The sequence below is a fragment of the Streptomyces sp. SD15 genome (assembly GCF_054462255.1).
In genome coordinates, this window is sequence record NZ_JBTLMO010000079.1 from 12,984 (window position 1) to 28,487 (window position 15,504).

Here is a 15,504-nt window from a genome sequence, read left to right on the forward strand (position 1 = left end):
CATATTAAGGTAAGGATTACCTAACTAGATAGACCTTCTCGGGGACGAGAACCCCACAGCTCAGGGCGGTACAGTTAAGGGCCGCCTAACCTAAGGGAGTTGACCGTGGAGCAAGGCCGGTGACCCGGGCGGGCGGACTGCGCCCCACTCTGCTCGTGGGCCTGATCCTCACCGTCCTGGCCCTCCTGTGCCTGCTGTCGATCGGCCTCGGCGCTCTGAACATTCCTCCGACCCAGGTCATCCGGACCGTGTTCGGCGATCCGCCGAGCCAGACCGTCGAGGACGTGATCTGGTCGGTACGCGTCCCGCGCACCGCGCTCGGACTGGCCACCGGAGCCGCACTCGGACTGTCCGGCGCCCTCATGCAGGCCCTGACCCGCAACCCCCTCGCCGACCCCGGGATCCTCGGCGTCAGCGCGGGCGCCGCCTTCGCCATCGTGGTTGCCGTCGCGGTACTCGGAGTCGGATCCCTGTACGGGTATGTGTGGTTCGCCTTCGCCGGGGCCCTCGTCGCCAGCGTGGTGGTCTTCCTGCTCGGCAGGCTGGGGCGCTCCGGCGCCACACCGGTCAAGCTCGCCTTGGCCGGAGTGGCCATCACCTCGCTGCTCTCCTCACTCACCAGCGCCGTCGTCCTCACCAACCCCGACGCCCTCGACCGCTTCCGCTTCTGGTCGGCGGGCTCTCTCGCCGGCCAGGACGGCGGGGTGGTGCTGCGGCTCCTGCCCTTCCTCGCCGTCGGCGCGGTCCTCGCCATCGCCTCCGCGCCCGCGCTCAACAGCCTGGCCCTCGGCGACGACGTGGCCGCCTCGCTCGGGCGGCGGCTCGGTCTCGTACGACTCCAGGGCGTCACCGCGGTCATGCTGCTCACCGGCGCGTCGGTCGCCGTCATCGGCCCGGTCGTCTTCCTCGGACTGGTCGTGCCGCACCTCGCGCGGATTCTGGCCCAGCGGGCCGGACTCGGCCCCGACCACCGATGGCTGCTCCCGCTCTCCGCGGCCCTCGCCCCCTGTCTGCTGCTCGCCGCCGACATCCTCGGACGCCTGGTGGACCGGCCGCTGGAAATCCAGGCCGGGGTGCTCGTCGCGTTCATCGGAGGCCCGTTCTTCATCGCCCTGGTCCGCCGACGCAAGCTCGCGGAGGTGTGAGCATGCCCGCACTCACCACGCCCGCCGCCCCGACGACTCCCCGCGCGTCCAGGGTGCGCAAGACCTTCCGGCTCGTCGCCCCGCCCGTCTCCGGCGTGCTGCGGCCGCGGCTGATCGCGGTCTGCGCCGCGCTGACCGGCGCGGTGTTCCTGCTGTTCTGCTGGGGAGTCACCCTCGGCGACTATCCGATCGGTTTCACCGACGTGGTCAAGGCGCTGGCCGGCGTCGGCGACCCCAGCACCGTGATCGTCGTACAGGACCTGCGGCTGCCCCGCGCCCTGACCGGGTTGCTGGTGGGCATCGCCTTCGGGATCTCCGGAGCGGTGTTCCAGACGATGACCCGCAACCCGCTGGCCAGCCCGGACATGATCGGTCTGACCCAGGGCGCCGGGACGGCCGTGGTGGCGGGCATCGTGCTCGGCTGGGACGGCGGCCTCGGCACCCAGGGCCTCGGTCTGCTCGGCGCCCTGGCCACGGCCCTGGTCGTGTACGCGCTGGCCTGGAAGCACGGAGCCACCGGCTACCGCATCATCCTGGTCGGCATCGGGGTGTCGTGGATCTGCACCAGCGCCACCGACTTCCTGCTCGCCAGGGGCCAGCGGTTCGCGGCGGAGGCGGCCGTCGGCTGGCTGGTCGGCAACCTCAACGGCCGTACCTGGGACATGGTCACCACACTCGCCGTCGCGATGGCCGTCCTCGTTCCCTTGGCCCTGGCACTGGGCCGCCAGATGCGCGTCCTACAGCTCGGCGACGACGTGGCCGCCGGGCTCGGCACCCGCGTCCAACCGGTACGGCTCGCGCTCTTGCTGACCGGGGTCGGCCTGATCGCCTTCGGCACGGCGGCCGCGGGACCGGTCGCCTTCGTCGCGCTCGCCGCCCCGCAGATCGCCCAACGCCTGGCCGGCACTGCATGGCCACCGCCGGTCGCCGCCGGACTCACCGGGGCGCTCGTCGTCCTCGGCTCCGACCTCATCGCACGTGAAGCGATCTCCGGCACCGAACTGCCGGTCGGGATCGTCACCGGCGTCCTCGGCGCGCCGGTGCTGCTCTGGCTGCTCATCCGCGCCAACCGCGCGGGCTCAGGAGGCTGAACGCATGGCAACCACCACCCCCGGCCCGCTGCCACGCCCCGGCTCGGACACCTCCACGGAGCACGAGACGGGCCCTGCCTCCGGGACAACGGCGCCGATCACCACAGGTTCGGGTTCCGGTTTCCCTTCCGATTCCCGGACAACCACCACGACGACCACCACGATCACCACCGGTTCCGTTTCCCGTACGACCACGACCACCACCACCGCCTCCGAGCCGGGGCCCGAACTCAACGCGAGTGGTCTGCATCTGGCGTACGACCATCGACTGGTCGTCGAGGACCTCGACCTGGAGGTGCCCACCGGCCGGATCACCGCCATCGTCGGAGCCAACGCCTGCGGCAAGTCGACGCTGTTGCGCGCCCTGGCCCGGCTGCTGACGCCTCGCCAGGGGGCCGTACACCTGGATGGCCGGGCGCTGCGCTCCATACCGGCCCGGGAACTGGCACAGCGGCTCGGGATTCTCCCGCAGACGCCGGTGGCACCGGAGGGGCTGACCGTCATCGACCTGGTCAGCCGGGGGCGTTCACCGCACCAGACCTGGTGGCGGCAGTGGTCGAAAGCCGACGAGTTCGCGGTGCACGAGGCCCTGGCGGCGACGAATCTGACCGACCTGTCCGACCGTGCCGTGGACGAGTTGTCGGGCGGGCAGCGCCAGCGCGCGTGGATCGCGATGGCCGTGGCCCAGGGCACTCCCGTGCTGCTCCTCGACGAGCCGACCACCTATCTCGACCTGGCCCACCAGATCGACGTACTCGACCTCATCACCGACCTCAACCGGCGGGAACACCGCACGGTGGTGATGGTGCTGCACGACCTCAACCAGGCCTGTCGGTACGCCGATCACGTCATCGCCATGAAGTCCGGCCGCATCGTCGCCGAGGGGCCACCGGCCGACGTCATCACCGCGGCCACCGTCGAGGACGTCTTCGATCTGCGCTGCCAGGTCGTCACCGACCCGGTCAGCGGCACGCCGCTGGTGATTCCGATGGGCCGCCATCACGACGCGGTTCCGGCCGGATGGAATGACGAGGTTTAACAAGGACTTCCACCGCAACTGACACCTGGTCATCCGGTCACCCCTCACAGGCCATTGCAAGGTAAGGCTTACCTTATCTACGATATGGCTCGCTGAGGGAGGCGATGTCCACGGTGAAAGCACCGCACTGCGAACCGGACAGCATTCACGACGTCCTCGGAATAGGCTTCGGTCCGTCAAATCTGGCACTCTCCATCGCCATTGACGAACACAACACGAAGCTTCCCGAAAGCCAACGGCTCAAGGCACTCTTCCTGGAACGGCAGCCGAGCTTCGGCTGGCACCGGGGCATGCTCATCGACGACGCGACCATGCAGGTGTCCTTCCTGAAGGACCTGGTCACCATGCGGAACCCCACCAGTGACTTCAGCTTCCTGTGCTATCTACGGGAGCGGGGCCGACTGGTCGACTTTCTCAACCAGAAGACACTCTTCCCGCTCCGCGCCGAGTTCCACGACTATTTCGAGTGGGCCGCCGCCAGGGTGCGCCACCTCGTCGAGTACTCCTGCCAGGTGCTGTCCGTCTCCCCCGTACGCGGGGACGACGGCGAGGTGTCCTACCTGGACGTGACCTGCCGTCACCCGGACGACCCGGCCCGCACCGTGACCCACCGGGCCCGCAACATCAGTGTGGCCGTCGGCCTCGAACCCCATCTGCCGCCCGGCACCGTCCTGTCCGAACGCGTCTGGCACAACAGCCAGTTGATCCCGAACGTCGCCGAACTGGCCGCCAGGGACACCCCGGTGCGCCGGGCCGTCGTGCTCGGCGCCGGTCAGAGCGCCGCGGAGGCGGTGGACTACCTCCACCGCACGTTCCCCGACGCGGAGGTCTGCGCCGTCTTCGCGAAGTACGGGTACACCCCCGCCGACGACAGTCCCTTCGCCAACCGGATCTTCGACCCCGAGGCCGTGGACGTGTACTTCTCGTCCCCTCCCGAGGTCAAACAGTCCCTCGTCGACTACCACCGCTCCACCAACTACTCGGTCGTCGACATGGACCTGATCGAGGCCCTCTACTCGACCGCCTACCGCGAGAAGGTGCACGGCCGGGAACGACTGCGGTTCCTCAACGTCTCCCGCATCCGCGACGTGCGCGAGCACCCCGACCGACTCGACGTCGCCGTGGAGTTCCTGCCCACGGGCGAACGGCAGGTCATGGAGGCCGACCTGCTCGTCCATGCCACCGGCTACCGTTCCCGGGACATCGGCGCCCTGCTCGGTGACTCCGCGAAGCTCTGCCTGCGCGACGACGGCGACGACGTCCGCGTCGGCCGCGATCACCGGGTGGAGGTCGCGGCCGAGGTGACCGCGGGCATCTACCTCCAGGGCGGCACCGAGCACACCCACGGGCTGACCTCGACCCTGCTGTCCACCACGGCGATCCGCGCCGGCGAGATCCGCGACTCCCTGGTCGCGCGCCGGGCCACCGGCCGGGCCACCGTCTGACCCTTCTGCGACCGGCCCTTTTCTGACCGACCCTTCCGACCGGCCCTTCTCTGGAACCGTGAACACTTTCGCGGAAAGTGTTCACGGTTCCAGAGACACCTATGCGGTGGCGGCGGCCGCCGCTCGGCCGGCCTGGCGGCCGGAGAACAGACAACCGCCGAGGAACGTACCCTCCAGGGAGCGGTACCCGTGCACCCCGCCACCGCCGAACCCCGCGACCTCACCGGCCGCGTACAGGCCGGGAACCGGGGTGCCGGTCGCATCGAGGACACGGCCGGACAGGTCGGTCTGGAGACCGCCGAGCGTCTTGCGGGTGAGGATGTTCAGCCGTACGGCGATCAGCGGTCCGGCGCTGGAATCCAGGATCTTGTGGATCGCGGCGGTACGGCTGAGCGAGTCCCCGGTGTAGGCGAGCGCGTTACGGATCCCCATCACCTGAACGTCCTTGGTGTACGGGTTGTCGATCTCCCGGTCCCGGGCGTCGATCTGCCGTTTGAGGTCGGCCAGGTCGATGAGATCGTCCCCGGTCAACTTGTTCATCCCGGTGACCAGTTCGGGAAGCGTGGAGGCGACGACGAAGTCGACTCCGTTGTTCTTGAATCTCTCGATCGGCTCGGGCGTCTGCCAGATCCGCGAGAGAAGCATCCAGATGTCCTTGTTGGTGAGGTCCGGGTTCTGCTCCGACCCGGACAGCGCGAACTCCTTCGCGATGATCTTCTGCGTCGTGACGAACCACGAGTAGTCGTAGCCGGTGTCGGTGATCGACTTGAGGGTGTGGAGGGTGTCGTAGCCGGGAAGGTCGGGGGCGGAGAAGCGTTTGCCGGTGGCGTCGAACCACAGGGACGACGGGCCGGGCAGGATGCGAATGCCGTGATGGGCCCAGATCGGGTCGTAGTTGCGAAGTCCCTCGGTGTAGTGCCACATCCGGTCGGGGTTGACGATCCGCCCGCCCGCCTTCTCCGTGATCGCGAGCATCCGGCCGTCCACGTGCGCGGGCACCCCGGTGATCATGGACTTGGGTGGGGTCCCCAGCCGGGCCGGCCAGTTCTGCCGTACGAGATCGTGATTGGCGCCGATGCCGCCGGAGGTGACGATCACCACCGGCGCGCGCAGCTCGAAGTCGCCGACCACGGTGCGCGAACTGGCCTTGCCGCGGGCCGCGTCGCTCGGCTCCAGGACCGCCCCGCGGACGCCGGTGACCGCACCGCCCGTGCGGACGACCTCGTCGACGCGGTGCCGGAACTTGAACGTCACCTTGCCGTCCGCCACCGCGGCCCGCACCTTCTTCTCGAACGGTTCGACCACGGCCGGACCGGTGCCCCAGGTGACATGGAAACGGGGGACGGAGTTGCCGTGCCCGTCCGCGAGGCCGCCGCCGCGCTCGGCCCAGCCGACGATCGGGAACCAGCGCACTCCGAGCCCGTAGAGCCAGGACCGCTTCTCCCCGGCCGCGAAGTCCACATACGCCTCGGCCCACTTGTGGGCCCAGTGGTCCTGGCCGAGAGGATCGGTGACACCGCGGTCGAAACCGGCGGTGCCCTGCCAGTCCTGCCACGCCAGTTCGTGGGAGTCCTTGATGCCCATCAGCCGCTGCTCGGCGGAGTCGACGAGGAACAGACCGCCGAAGGACCAGAACGCCTGCCCGCCGAGATTGCTCTCCGGCTCCTGGTCGAGGAGCAGCACCTTGCGGCCGGCGGCCGCCAGTTCGGCCGTCGCGACCAGACCGGCGAGCCCGCCGCCGACCACGATCGCGTCGGCGTCCGTGCCCGCCGAGGCGGCGAAGGCGGGTGCGGTCTGTGCGAGGGCGGCACCGGCGAGCACGCCCCCTGCCACCGTCAGGGCGCGGCGACGGCTGATGACGGCCGGGGATGGCGAATTCTCCATGGGCTGCCTTCCGGAGGGGTGCGGAGGGTGCGGAGCGGTACGGAGGGTGCAGGGCGGTACGGAGGGTGCGGCAGATACGAGGGATGTTCTTGCGACGACTGCACTGTTACCGTCGGTAGCCCACAGGGAATCAGGTCGTCACAGCAATGTGGTAGTGGCCGGGCGCCAACGTGATCACCGCTCCGTTGTGGCCCGGCGACAGCGTGCGGACGGAGAGAACGTGCGGACGGAGAAGTGGCTCATGACGGTCGTTCACGAACGTGAGCCGGTCACCGAGATCCTGCGGGCCATGGCCGTCGACGCGGATGTGTGCCACGAACTCGTCCGCGCGGCGAGGGCTCAGTCCCCCGAGGTGGCCCGGCTCGCCGAGGCGGAGACCCGCTCCCACGTCACCGCCATGATCCGCGCCGCCGGCGGGTGGTTCAGCACCTTCGACCGGGTCGAGCACGAGGACTTCACAGCAGCCCTGTTACTGGGCGCCGACCGGGCGGGCCAGGGCGTGCCCATGACCGCGGTACTGCGCGGGGTCCAGGCCGCGCTCACCCGCGCGGTGGAGATCACCGTCGACCGGTGCCGCGCGGCCGGGGTGCCCGACGGCGCCCTGCTCACGCTGGTCCTGCGGCTGAAGGAGTACGGCGACGCGGTCGAGCGGCATGTGATCAACGGATATCGCGCGGCGGAGCGGGCGGCACCGCACGAGACCGCGGAGGTGCGCACGAGTCTGCTGCGGCGGCTTCTGGTCGGCGGAGTCGTGCCGTCCGCCGAGGAGATGATGAGGGCGGGGGCCCCGCCGGACGGCGGCGGGCTCCACCACTGCCTCGTCGCGGACGCCACGGATCCCGCGTCCGCGCGCCGCCTCATGGACCGGTTCTCCGCGCTTCGCGGAATCTTCGGTCTCGTCGAGGGACGACTGGCGGGCCTGTGCCGCCGGATGCCCGGCAGCATGGAAGCGGGGACGGGGACTCTGGTCGTGGTCTCCTCGGCCGCACCCCTGGAGGAGATCCGTCCGCTGTACCGGCTCTGCACCCGGGCCCTGGACATCGGCGTACGTCAGAGGCGTCACGGCCGGTACGAACTGACCGACTTCGCCGCCGAGATCGCCCTCGCCGACCAGCCGCTGCTGGGCGCGCAGCTGAGCGGCCGACTCCTGGGAGCCCTGGACCAGTCGGACGACTTCCACCGTCAACTCGCGCTCACCGCACTGACGTTCCTGGACAACGGCCGACGCCTGGACCAGACCGCGACGGCCCTGTTCACCCACCCCAACACCATCCGCTACCGGCTCGACCGTCTCCAGCAGATCACCGGACAATCACTGACCGACCTCCCACCGGAGAGCCTCTCCGGCCCGCTGAGCACCCTGCACTGGTGGTGGGCCCTGACCACCTGGCTGGGAGGACCGGACCGGGGCGACTCCGGCGCATGACATCGGGCCGAAACCGGCGTCCTGTAACCAGGGGTAACAAGGTCGGTGACGTAGAGTAAGTCCTTGGGGTGGGATCTCGAGGGGGATGAATTGGCTCTGGAGCCCGTGCGCTTCGCGGTCCTGGGCCCGGTCCGTGCCTGGCGGGCGGGAACGGAGCTGGACCTCGGGCGTCCCAAGGAAAGAGCGCTGCTGGCACTGCTGCTGGTGCGCGCCGATGAACCGGTCGGCATGAGCGAGATCGTGGACACGCTGTGGGGCCACCGTCCGCCGCCCACCGCGGTCAATGTGGTGCGCCGCCTCGTCGGGTCGCTGCGCCGTCTGCTGGAGCCCGGCCTGCCCGCCCGTGCCACGGGCCACTGGCTGGTACGGGACGCGGGCGGATACCGCCTGCTGACCGACAGCGGCTCCTTGGACCTCCTGCGGTTCCGCGAACTGCGTGACGAAGCCCGGCGGACCGCCGCGGAAGGGGCGTCCGCACGGAGCGCGGAGCTGTTCACCGAGGCACTGTCCCTGTGGCAGGGGCCGGTCGCCGCCGGGGTCCCCCAGGAGGTACGCGCCCACGCGGTGTTCTGCCTGCCGAGCCGGGAGTACGTCGCCGCCGTACGGGAGGCGGCCGACGCGGCCCTGCTCGCCGGCCTCCCCGGCACGGTCCTGCCCGAGCTCCAGAAGGCCGCCGCCGACCACCCGTTGGACGAGCCGCTGCTGGCCAGGCTGATCCTCGCGCTGGCCGCCGACGGCCGCCGGTCCGAAGCACTGCGCACCTACCAGGAGGCGTGCGCCCGGCTCGACGACGAGCTGGGCATCGACGCCGGCCCGGAACTGCACGACGCCCACCGGACGGCGTTGCTGTACACCCCCGCGCCCGCCACGTCGCCCGGGTCCGGCGCGTCCCACCGCGAACCCGATGAACCGGCCTCCGGTCTCCCCGAGCCACGGACGCCTCCCCCGCCGGCACCCGCGCAACTGCCCCACGACCTGGCGACGTTCACCGGTCGGCAGACCGAACTCGACGACGCGCTCGGACCGCTGACGAGTGAGGCGGCGCCCGCCGCGACGGTGGTGATCAGCGCCATCGCCGGGATGGCGGGGATCGGAAAGACCACGCTCGCCGTGCACTGGGCCCATCAGGTCGCCGACCGTTTCCCCGACGGGCAGCTCTACGTCAACCTGCGCGGATTCGACCCGTCGGGAGCGGCCGTGAGCCCGGGCGAGGCCGTCCGTGGTTTCCTGGACGCGCTGGGAGTGCCGCCCGAGCGCATCCCGCACGGCGTCGACGCCCAAGCCGCGCTCTATCGCAGCGTGTTGGCCGGTCGCCGGTTCCTCGTCCTGCTGGACAACGCGCGCGACACCGATCACGTCCGGCCGCTGCTTCCCGGCACGCCCGGCTGTCTCACCGTCGTCACCAGCCGCAACCACCTCTTGGGGCTGGTCGCCGCGCACGGGGCCCACTCGCTGACCCTGCGTCCGTTCGACGCCGACCAGGCACGGGCATTCCTCGGCCACCGGTTGGGCGCCGAGCGCATCGCGGCCGAGCCCCGGGCGGCAGCCGCGATCATCACCTTGTGTGCCGGACTGCCGCTCGCCCTGGCCTGCGTCGCCGCGCGGGCTGCCACCCACCCGCACTTCCCGCTGTCCGCCGTCGCCGCCGAACTGCGGGAGGCCCACGGCAGCCTCGACGCCTTCGCCAACGCCGACACCTCGGCGGACGTCAGCGCGGTCTTCTCCTGGTCCCTCGGCGCCGTCTCCGCCGAGGCCTCCCAGCTCTTCCGGCTGCTCGCCCTGCACCCCGGCCCGGACTGCTCCGTACCGGCCGCGGCCGCCCTGGCCGGGGTTCCGGTGCGGGAGGCCCGGCGGCTGTTGACCGAGTTGTCCGGCGTTCACCTCATCAACGAGCACGCGCCCGGCCGCTACGCCTTCCACGACCTGCTGCGCGCGCACGCCACCCAGCTCGTCCACACCCATCACCCGGAGGCCGCACGCCGCGCGGCCGTCCACCGCCTGTTCGAGCACTGTCTGCACACCGCCCATGCCGCGGCGCTGCTGCTCGCCCCGCACGGGGATCCGATGCCGCTCGAACCGTCCGCGCCCGGGGTCGCACCCGAGCCGCTCGCCGACGACAGCCGGGCCCTGGCCTGGCTCTCGGCCGAGTACCGGATGCTGCTCGCCGTCGTCGACGCGGCCGCGAGCTCCGGTCAGGAACGACTCGCCTGCCTGCTCGCCTGGGCGCTGGAACCCTTCTTCGACCGGCGGGGAGACTGGCACGACTGGGCTGCCACTCAGCGCACCGCGCTGGCGGCCGCACAGCGGCTCGCCGATCCGGCGATGGAGGCCCGCGGGCTGCGCGCACTGGCCCGGGCGGAGGGCAGGCTGGGCCTGCACGACCGGTCCCGCCCTCGCCTCGATCGCGCCTTGGAGCTCTTCACCGAGTTGGGGGACGACATCGGGCGGGCCAACACCCACCGCAGTCTGGGCTGGGAATGCGAGCAGCGGGGCGACCTGCCCGGTGCCCTCCGGCACAACCAGCGGGCCCTGGGCCTCTTCCGGACCGCCGGCCTGCGCGCCGCACAGGCCAGCGTCCTCAACTCCGTCGGCTGGTACCACGCCCAGCTCGGGGACTACCGCAAGGCCCTGAGCCACTGCTTCGAAGCCCTGTCCATGCTGCAGGACCTGGGGGACCGCTACGGCCAGGCCGCCACCTGGGACAGCATCGCCTACGCCTACCACCGCCTCCACCGTCATCCGCACGCCCTGCTCGGCTACCGCAACGCGATCGCCCTCTACCAGGAGCTGGGGGTGCCGTATCTCGAGGCCGAGACCCTCACCCGCCTCGGCGAAACCCACCTCGCGACGGGCAACGACGCGGGCGCCCGCGCCTCCTGGCGAGAAGCCCTCGTCATCCTCACCGAACTCGGCCACCCCGACGCCGACCGGGTCCGCGCCCGGTTGCACGGGAGGGACAAGCGGCTCGATCTCACGTAACCCCGGACAGGGGGCGCACTCGGCTCCCCGGCGCATGGCAGACGTAGGCCGCGTCGGGCGTCGGCGTTCCGGGCCCGCCGTCCTGACCGTCCGAAGGCCGTAGGTTGAAGACGTGATGCAGTTCGAGTTGCTGGGCCCCTTGCGGGTCCGGCGTGCGGAGCGGGAAGTCGATCTCGGGTTCCCCCAGCAACGGGCCCTGCTGGGGCTGCTCATGGTGCGGGCGGGCCGGCCGGTACAGCTGGGCGAGATCGTCGACGTACTGTGGGCGGGCCGCCCTCCGGCCAGCGCCACGAATGTCGTGCGCCGCTATGTCGGTTCGCTGCGGCGGCTGCTCGAACCGGGGCTGGCGCCGCGGGCGCCGGGCCGTCGTCTGCTCGGGCGCGCCGGTGGTTACCTGCTGGAGGCGGAGACCGACGAAATCGATCTGCTGCGCTTTCGCGACCTCACCAGACAGGGCAAGCGGGCCGTTGCCACCGCCAGGCCCGAGGAGGCGGTAGGGCACTTCGTCAATGCCCTGCGCGAGTGGCGCGGCCCGGTGGTGGCCATGGGCATCCCCGCGTCGGTACGGGAGCATGCGCTGTTCGGCGCGGTGGAGCGCGAGTTGATGCAGACGACGCAGATGGCGGCCGACGCGGCCCTGCTGTGCGGACGGACGGAGCACGTGCTGCCCGGCCTGCGCCGGGCCGCCGAGCTCGACCCCCTGAACGAGTCCCTGCACGCCCGGCTCGTCATGGTCCTCGCGGCCACCGGACTGCAGGCCGAGGCATTGGCGGCGTACGAGCAGGTCCGGCGCCGACTGGCCGCGGAGCTGCGGGTAGCTCCCGGGGCCGAACTGAGTGGCGCCCACACCCGGGTACTCCACCAGGACCTGCGGACACCTGCCCCCGAGTCCGGCCGGACCCTGCGGACACGCGCACCCGGGTCCCCGCCCGGCCTCAACTCGCCGACACGCCGACCGCCGTCCGGCCAGGACCGACGGGCACCGGAGCCCCCGTCCGGCCGAGACCGATGGACGCCCAGGCCCGAGGCCGGCCAAGACCGCTGGACACCCACGCCCGAGGCCGGCCAAGACCGCTGGACGCCCACGCCCGAGGCCGGCCGAGACCTGCAGACACCCACGCCCACCTCCGACCAAAGCCCACGGACACCACCCAGACCCACATCCAGCCCATACCTCCAGACACCCAAACCCACCTTCAACCAAGACCGACGGGCACCGGAGCCCCCGTCCGGCCTGGAGCGGCGGACCACGCCGTCCGAGTCGATGGAGCCCCTCGCCCGGCCGGCCCAGTTGCCGCCCGGGCTGACGGTCTTCGCCGGGCGGACGGGCGAGTTGACCAGCCTGACGGAGATCGCCGAGGCCGCGGCCTGTTCCGGGGCGCCCACGACGATCCTGCTCAGCGGGATGGCGGGGATGGGGAAGACCGCGCTGGCGGTGCGCTGGGCCCATGAGGTGGCCGATCGCTTCCCGGACGGTCAGCTCCACGCCGAGCTGCGCGGATTCGATCCCGCCAGGCCCACGCCCGAACCCGCCGAAACACTCCGCGGGCTGGTCACCGCTCTCGGAGCCTCTCCCCGGCACCTCCCCTCCGGCACGGACGCGCTCGCCGGCCTGTACCGCGGTCTGCTGGCGGGCCGACGGGTGCTGGTCCTGCTGGACGACGCGGCCGGCACCGAGCAGGTGCGCCCGCTGTTGCCCGCCTCGCCCGGCTGCCTGACCCTGGTCACCAGCCGCAACGGGCTGCCCGGACTGATCGCCTCGGGCGCTCGTCCGCTGCGCCTGGAACTGCCGTCCACCGTGGACGCCCGCGCCTCGCTGGCCCTGCGCGTCGGCCCGGGGCGACTGGCCGCCGAGCCCGGGGCGGCCGAGGAGATCATCGCCCGGTGCGGGCGCCTGCCACTGGCCCTGGCCATCGTCGCCGCGCGCGCCATCAGCCGCCAGGACTTCCCGCTGGCCGCCATCGCCGCCGAACTCCGCGACTCCCACGGCAGCCTCGACGCCTTCGCGGGTCTCGGCGCCGTCTTCTCCCCTTCCTACCGGTCGCTGACGCCCGACGCCGCCCGGCTGTTCCGACTCCTGTCGCAGTACCGCGGCCCCGACATCTCGGCGGGTGCCGCCGCCGACCTCGCCGGTCTGCCCGTGCACCGGGCCCGGCCGATCCTCAGCGAACTCACCGACGCCCATCTCGTCACCGAACACGCTCCGGGCCGCTACACCGTGCACGACCTGCTACGCGCGTTCGCCGCCGAACTCACCGAACTCCCCGAGACGGAGTCCCTGTCACTCCCGCGTCACTCTTTTTGAACTCCCGCCGACCTACGCTCCGATCGGAGTGGACGACAGGACCTAGGATGCGTCGCCCCTCCTCGCAACGGTTCAGCAGGCCTGGGAGGAAACGGCGGATGACGTCCACCTTCAGCACCATCGAGGTCGGCGGCGGTGAGACCGGTGTGCGCCGGATGCCCCTGGGCCTCGGCATCGTCATCACGAGCGCGGCGCCCGCGAGCCTGCCCCAGGACGGTCGGCCGCACCCGGCCCGGCGCGCTCACCGGTTGGTCGCCCGGAACAGCGGCGAGTATCTCTTCGTAGGCGTACGAGGCGGCCACGGCAACCTCGATTCGCCAGAGCCGCCGGACGTCCTCCTCGCGCCGGGAGACATCTGCTTCTACGACGCGCACCACCCGCCGACGCTCGACTTCCCCGAACGTTTCCGCATGAAGACGTTCCTCGTGCCGCGCGAGTCGCTCGGGCTCGTCGGGGCCGACGTGCACCGGCTCGCAGGGGCTCCCGTGCCGCGTACGTCCCGGCTGGGAACCCTGTTGTCGCCGTTCCTGTCCGAACTCGCCGACACCGCCTCGTCGTCCCGGCCCCCGGTCGGCGAGATGCTCGCCTGGAACGCCGTGAACGTGCTGGCCACCCTCGCCGCGGAGCGACTGGGCCGGGACGCCACCGGCACGCCCGACACCCGGTCTCCGCTGATGGCAGGGATTCTGCAGTTCATCGACCTGCATCTGACCGACGCGGACCTGTCCCCCGAGGTGATCGCCGGGGCCCACCGCATCTCCGCGCGGTACCTGCACAGACTCTTCCAGGACGAGGGCACCACCGTCGGCCGGTGGATCCAGCGGCGCCGCCTCGAGGAGTGCCGACGCGACCTGATGCTCCGGGCGCGGAGCAGCCAGACCATCGCGGCGGTGGCCAAGCGCTGGGGCTTCATGAGCGCCACGCATTTCAGCAGGGTCTTCCGGGCCGCGTACGGCATGTCCCCCAGCGAATGGCGGGACACCGTCGGCCGGGGTACGCGGACCGGCCGAGGGTGAGCGTCACTTGGTGAGGGGCGCTCCGGCTGTGGGTGGCCGAAGAGCAGGTCGTGGCCGGGCGGGAGCTGGAGCAGAATCCGCTGGGTCAGGTCTGTGTCTGGTCGGGGGTTCGGTGACCTCTGCCTGAGCGGGCCGCAGGAGCTGGTCGCCGACACGGTAGCCGGGGCGCAGGATCGTGGTGCAGGTGGACTGTTCGACGTGGTCGGAGCGGGTGCAGGAGACGGCCTCGTGCCGGACGGGGTCGAAGGCATCGCCCGCCATGCCGAACGACCGCAACCCCAGGGTGGCGAGTTCGCCTTCCAGTACTTCGGCGACGTGCTGGAAGCCGCCGGTGACGTCTCCTTGCTTGCGGGCCTGGTCGATGGCGTCGAGGACGGGGAGGAGGCCGGTGAGCACGTTGGCCACGGCGATCTCGCCGACCGCGCGGCGGTCGCGGCTCACCCGCTTGCGGTAGTTGTCGTACTCGGACTTCAGCCGCTGCAGGTCCGCTGTGCGCTCACGCAGCTGCGCGCGCAGGAGGTCGGCCTCGCGGACGGCCGCGTCGGTCTGCGGGGCAGGTTCGACGTCGCCGCGGCGGCGGGGTTCCAGGCTGGTTACCGGATCCCGCCGCCAGTTGTCGCGGATGATCGCCAGCGGGTGCTCGCCGGGACGGTGTGTGTCGGTGGGGCGGGTCATCCCGTGCCCTCCTGCCGCTTGTCGTCGTCGACGATTTCGGCGTCGACGACATCCTCTTCCTGCCCGGCGGCGCCTGCCTCACTGCCGCCCGCGCCGCCGGTGGCCTGCCCGCCCTGAGCCTGCGCGTACATGGCGGTGCCCACCTTCTGGGCCACCGCCATCACCTTCTCCGTCGCCTGCCGCAGGTCCACCGTGTTGTCGCTGTCGGCCGGCTGGGCCTTGAGGGTCTCCTTGAGCTCCGCCAGAGCGGTCTCGACCTCGCTCTTGATGTCTCCGGGGATCTTGTCGGCGTTGTCGGTGAGCAGCCGTTCGGTCTGGTAGATGACCTGCTCGGCCTGGTTGCGGGTTTCGGCAGCCTCACGGCGGCGCCGGTCCTCCTCGGCGTGGTGCTCGGCCTCGCGCATCATGCGGTCGATGTCCTGCTTCGGCAGCGAGGAGCCGCCGGTGACGGTCATCTTCTGCTCCTTGCCGGTGCCGAGGTCCTTGGCCGTGACGTGCA

11 protein-coding genes are annotated in these 15,504 nt (G+C 71.3%); 8 read left to right on the forward strand and 3 right to left on the reverse strand.

Translation table 11 applies throughout. From position 1 onward, the window contains the following. Nucleotides 1–119 precede the first annotated feature (119 nt). From ACX28W_RS40695 to ACX28W_RS40710, 4 genes are all read left to right on the forward strand, one after another. Entirely contained in the window at nucleotides 120–1,145 is a 1,026-nt protein-coding gene (locus tag ACX28W_RS40695; RefSeq protein WP_459005158.1) for a FecCD family ABC transporter permease, read from the forward strand. 2 nt (nucleotides 1,146–1,147) lie between these two features. After that, nucleotides 1,148–2,236, forward strand: a complete 1,089-nt coding sequence (locus tag ACX28W_RS40700) for a FecCD family ABC transporter permease (RefSeq protein WP_459005159.1) — start codon at nucleotides 1,148–1,150, stop codon at nucleotides 2,234–2,236. A 4-nt stretch (nucleotides 2,237–2,240) separates the two neighbouring features. Continuing rightward, entirely contained in the window at nucleotides 2,241–3,275 is a 1,035-nt protein-coding gene (locus ACX28W_RS40705) for an ABC transporter ATP-binding protein (RefSeq protein ID WP_459005160.1), read from the forward strand. Nucleotides 3,276–3,379: 104 nt separating this feature from the next. Next, complete coding sequence (locus ACX28W_RS40710; protein ID WP_459005161.1) at nucleotides 3,380–4,720, forward strand: lysine N(6)-hydroxylase/L-ornithine N(5)-oxygenase family protein; 1,341 nt, start codon at nucleotides 3,380–3,382, stop codon at nucleotides 4,718–4,720. 99 nt (nucleotides 4,721–4,819) lie between these two features. Here ACX28W_RS40710 and ACX28W_RS40715 read toward each other — a convergent pair whose 3' ends face one another. Beyond that, entirely contained in the window at nucleotides 4,820–6,604 is a 1,785-nt protein-coding gene (locus ACX28W_RS40715) for an FAD-binding dehydrogenase (RefSeq protein WP_459005162.1), read from the reverse strand. 241 nt (nucleotides 6,605–6,845) lie between these two features. Here ACX28W_RS40715 and ACX28W_RS40720 point away from each other — a divergent pair, with 241 nt between their 5' ends. The 4 genes from ACX28W_RS40720 to ACX28W_RS40735 all read left to right on the forward strand — a co-directional run bounded on the left by ACX28W_RS40720 (nucleotide 6,846) and on the right by ACX28W_RS40735 (nucleotide 14,330). Then, nucleotides 6,846–8,030 (forward strand): PucR family transcriptional regulator, encoded by a 1,185-nt coding sequence (locus tag ACX28W_RS40720; protein ID WP_459005163.1) that lies wholly within the window; start codon nucleotides 6,846–6,848, stop codon nucleotides 8,028–8,030. Between the two features lie 90 nt (nucleotides 8,031–8,120). Beyond that, nucleotides 8,121–11,009: an AfsR/SARP family transcriptional regulator gene (locus ACX28W_RS40725; protein WP_459005164.1), complete on the forward strand. Its 2,889-nt coding sequence runs from the start codon at nucleotides 8,121–8,123 to the stop codon at nucleotides 11,007–11,009. A 115-nt stretch (nucleotides 11,010–11,124) separates the two neighbouring features. Next, nucleotides 11,125–13,314 (forward strand): AfsR/SARP family transcriptional regulator, encoded by a 2,190-nt coding sequence (locus ACX28W_RS40730; RefSeq protein WP_459005168.1) that lies wholly within the window; start codon nucleotides 11,125–11,127, stop codon nucleotides 13,312–13,314. Between the two features lie 98 nt (nucleotides 13,315–13,412). Then, a complete protein-coding gene (locus ACX28W_RS40735; protein ID WP_459005165.1) occupies nucleotides 13,413–14,330 on the forward strand; it encodes a helix-turn-helix domain-containing protein in 918 nt (305 codons plus the stop codon). A 3-nt stretch (nucleotides 14,331–14,333) separates the two neighbouring features. Here the strand turns inward: ACX28W_RS40735 and grpE are convergent, their stop codons facing one another. Then, nucleotides 14,334–15,005: a nucleotide exchange factor GrpE gene (grpE, locus tag ACX28W_RS40740; RefSeq protein WP_459005166.1), complete on the reverse strand. Its 672-nt coding sequence runs from the start codon at nucleotides 15,003–15,005 to the stop codon at nucleotides 14,334–14,336. After that, nucleotides 15,002–15,504 (reverse strand): Hsp70 family protein (locus tag ACX28W_RS40745; RefSeq protein ID WP_459005167.1); only part of this gene is annotated, 503 nt, incomplete at its 5' end. The genes ACX28W_RS40745 and grpE, both read right to left, overlap by 4 nt.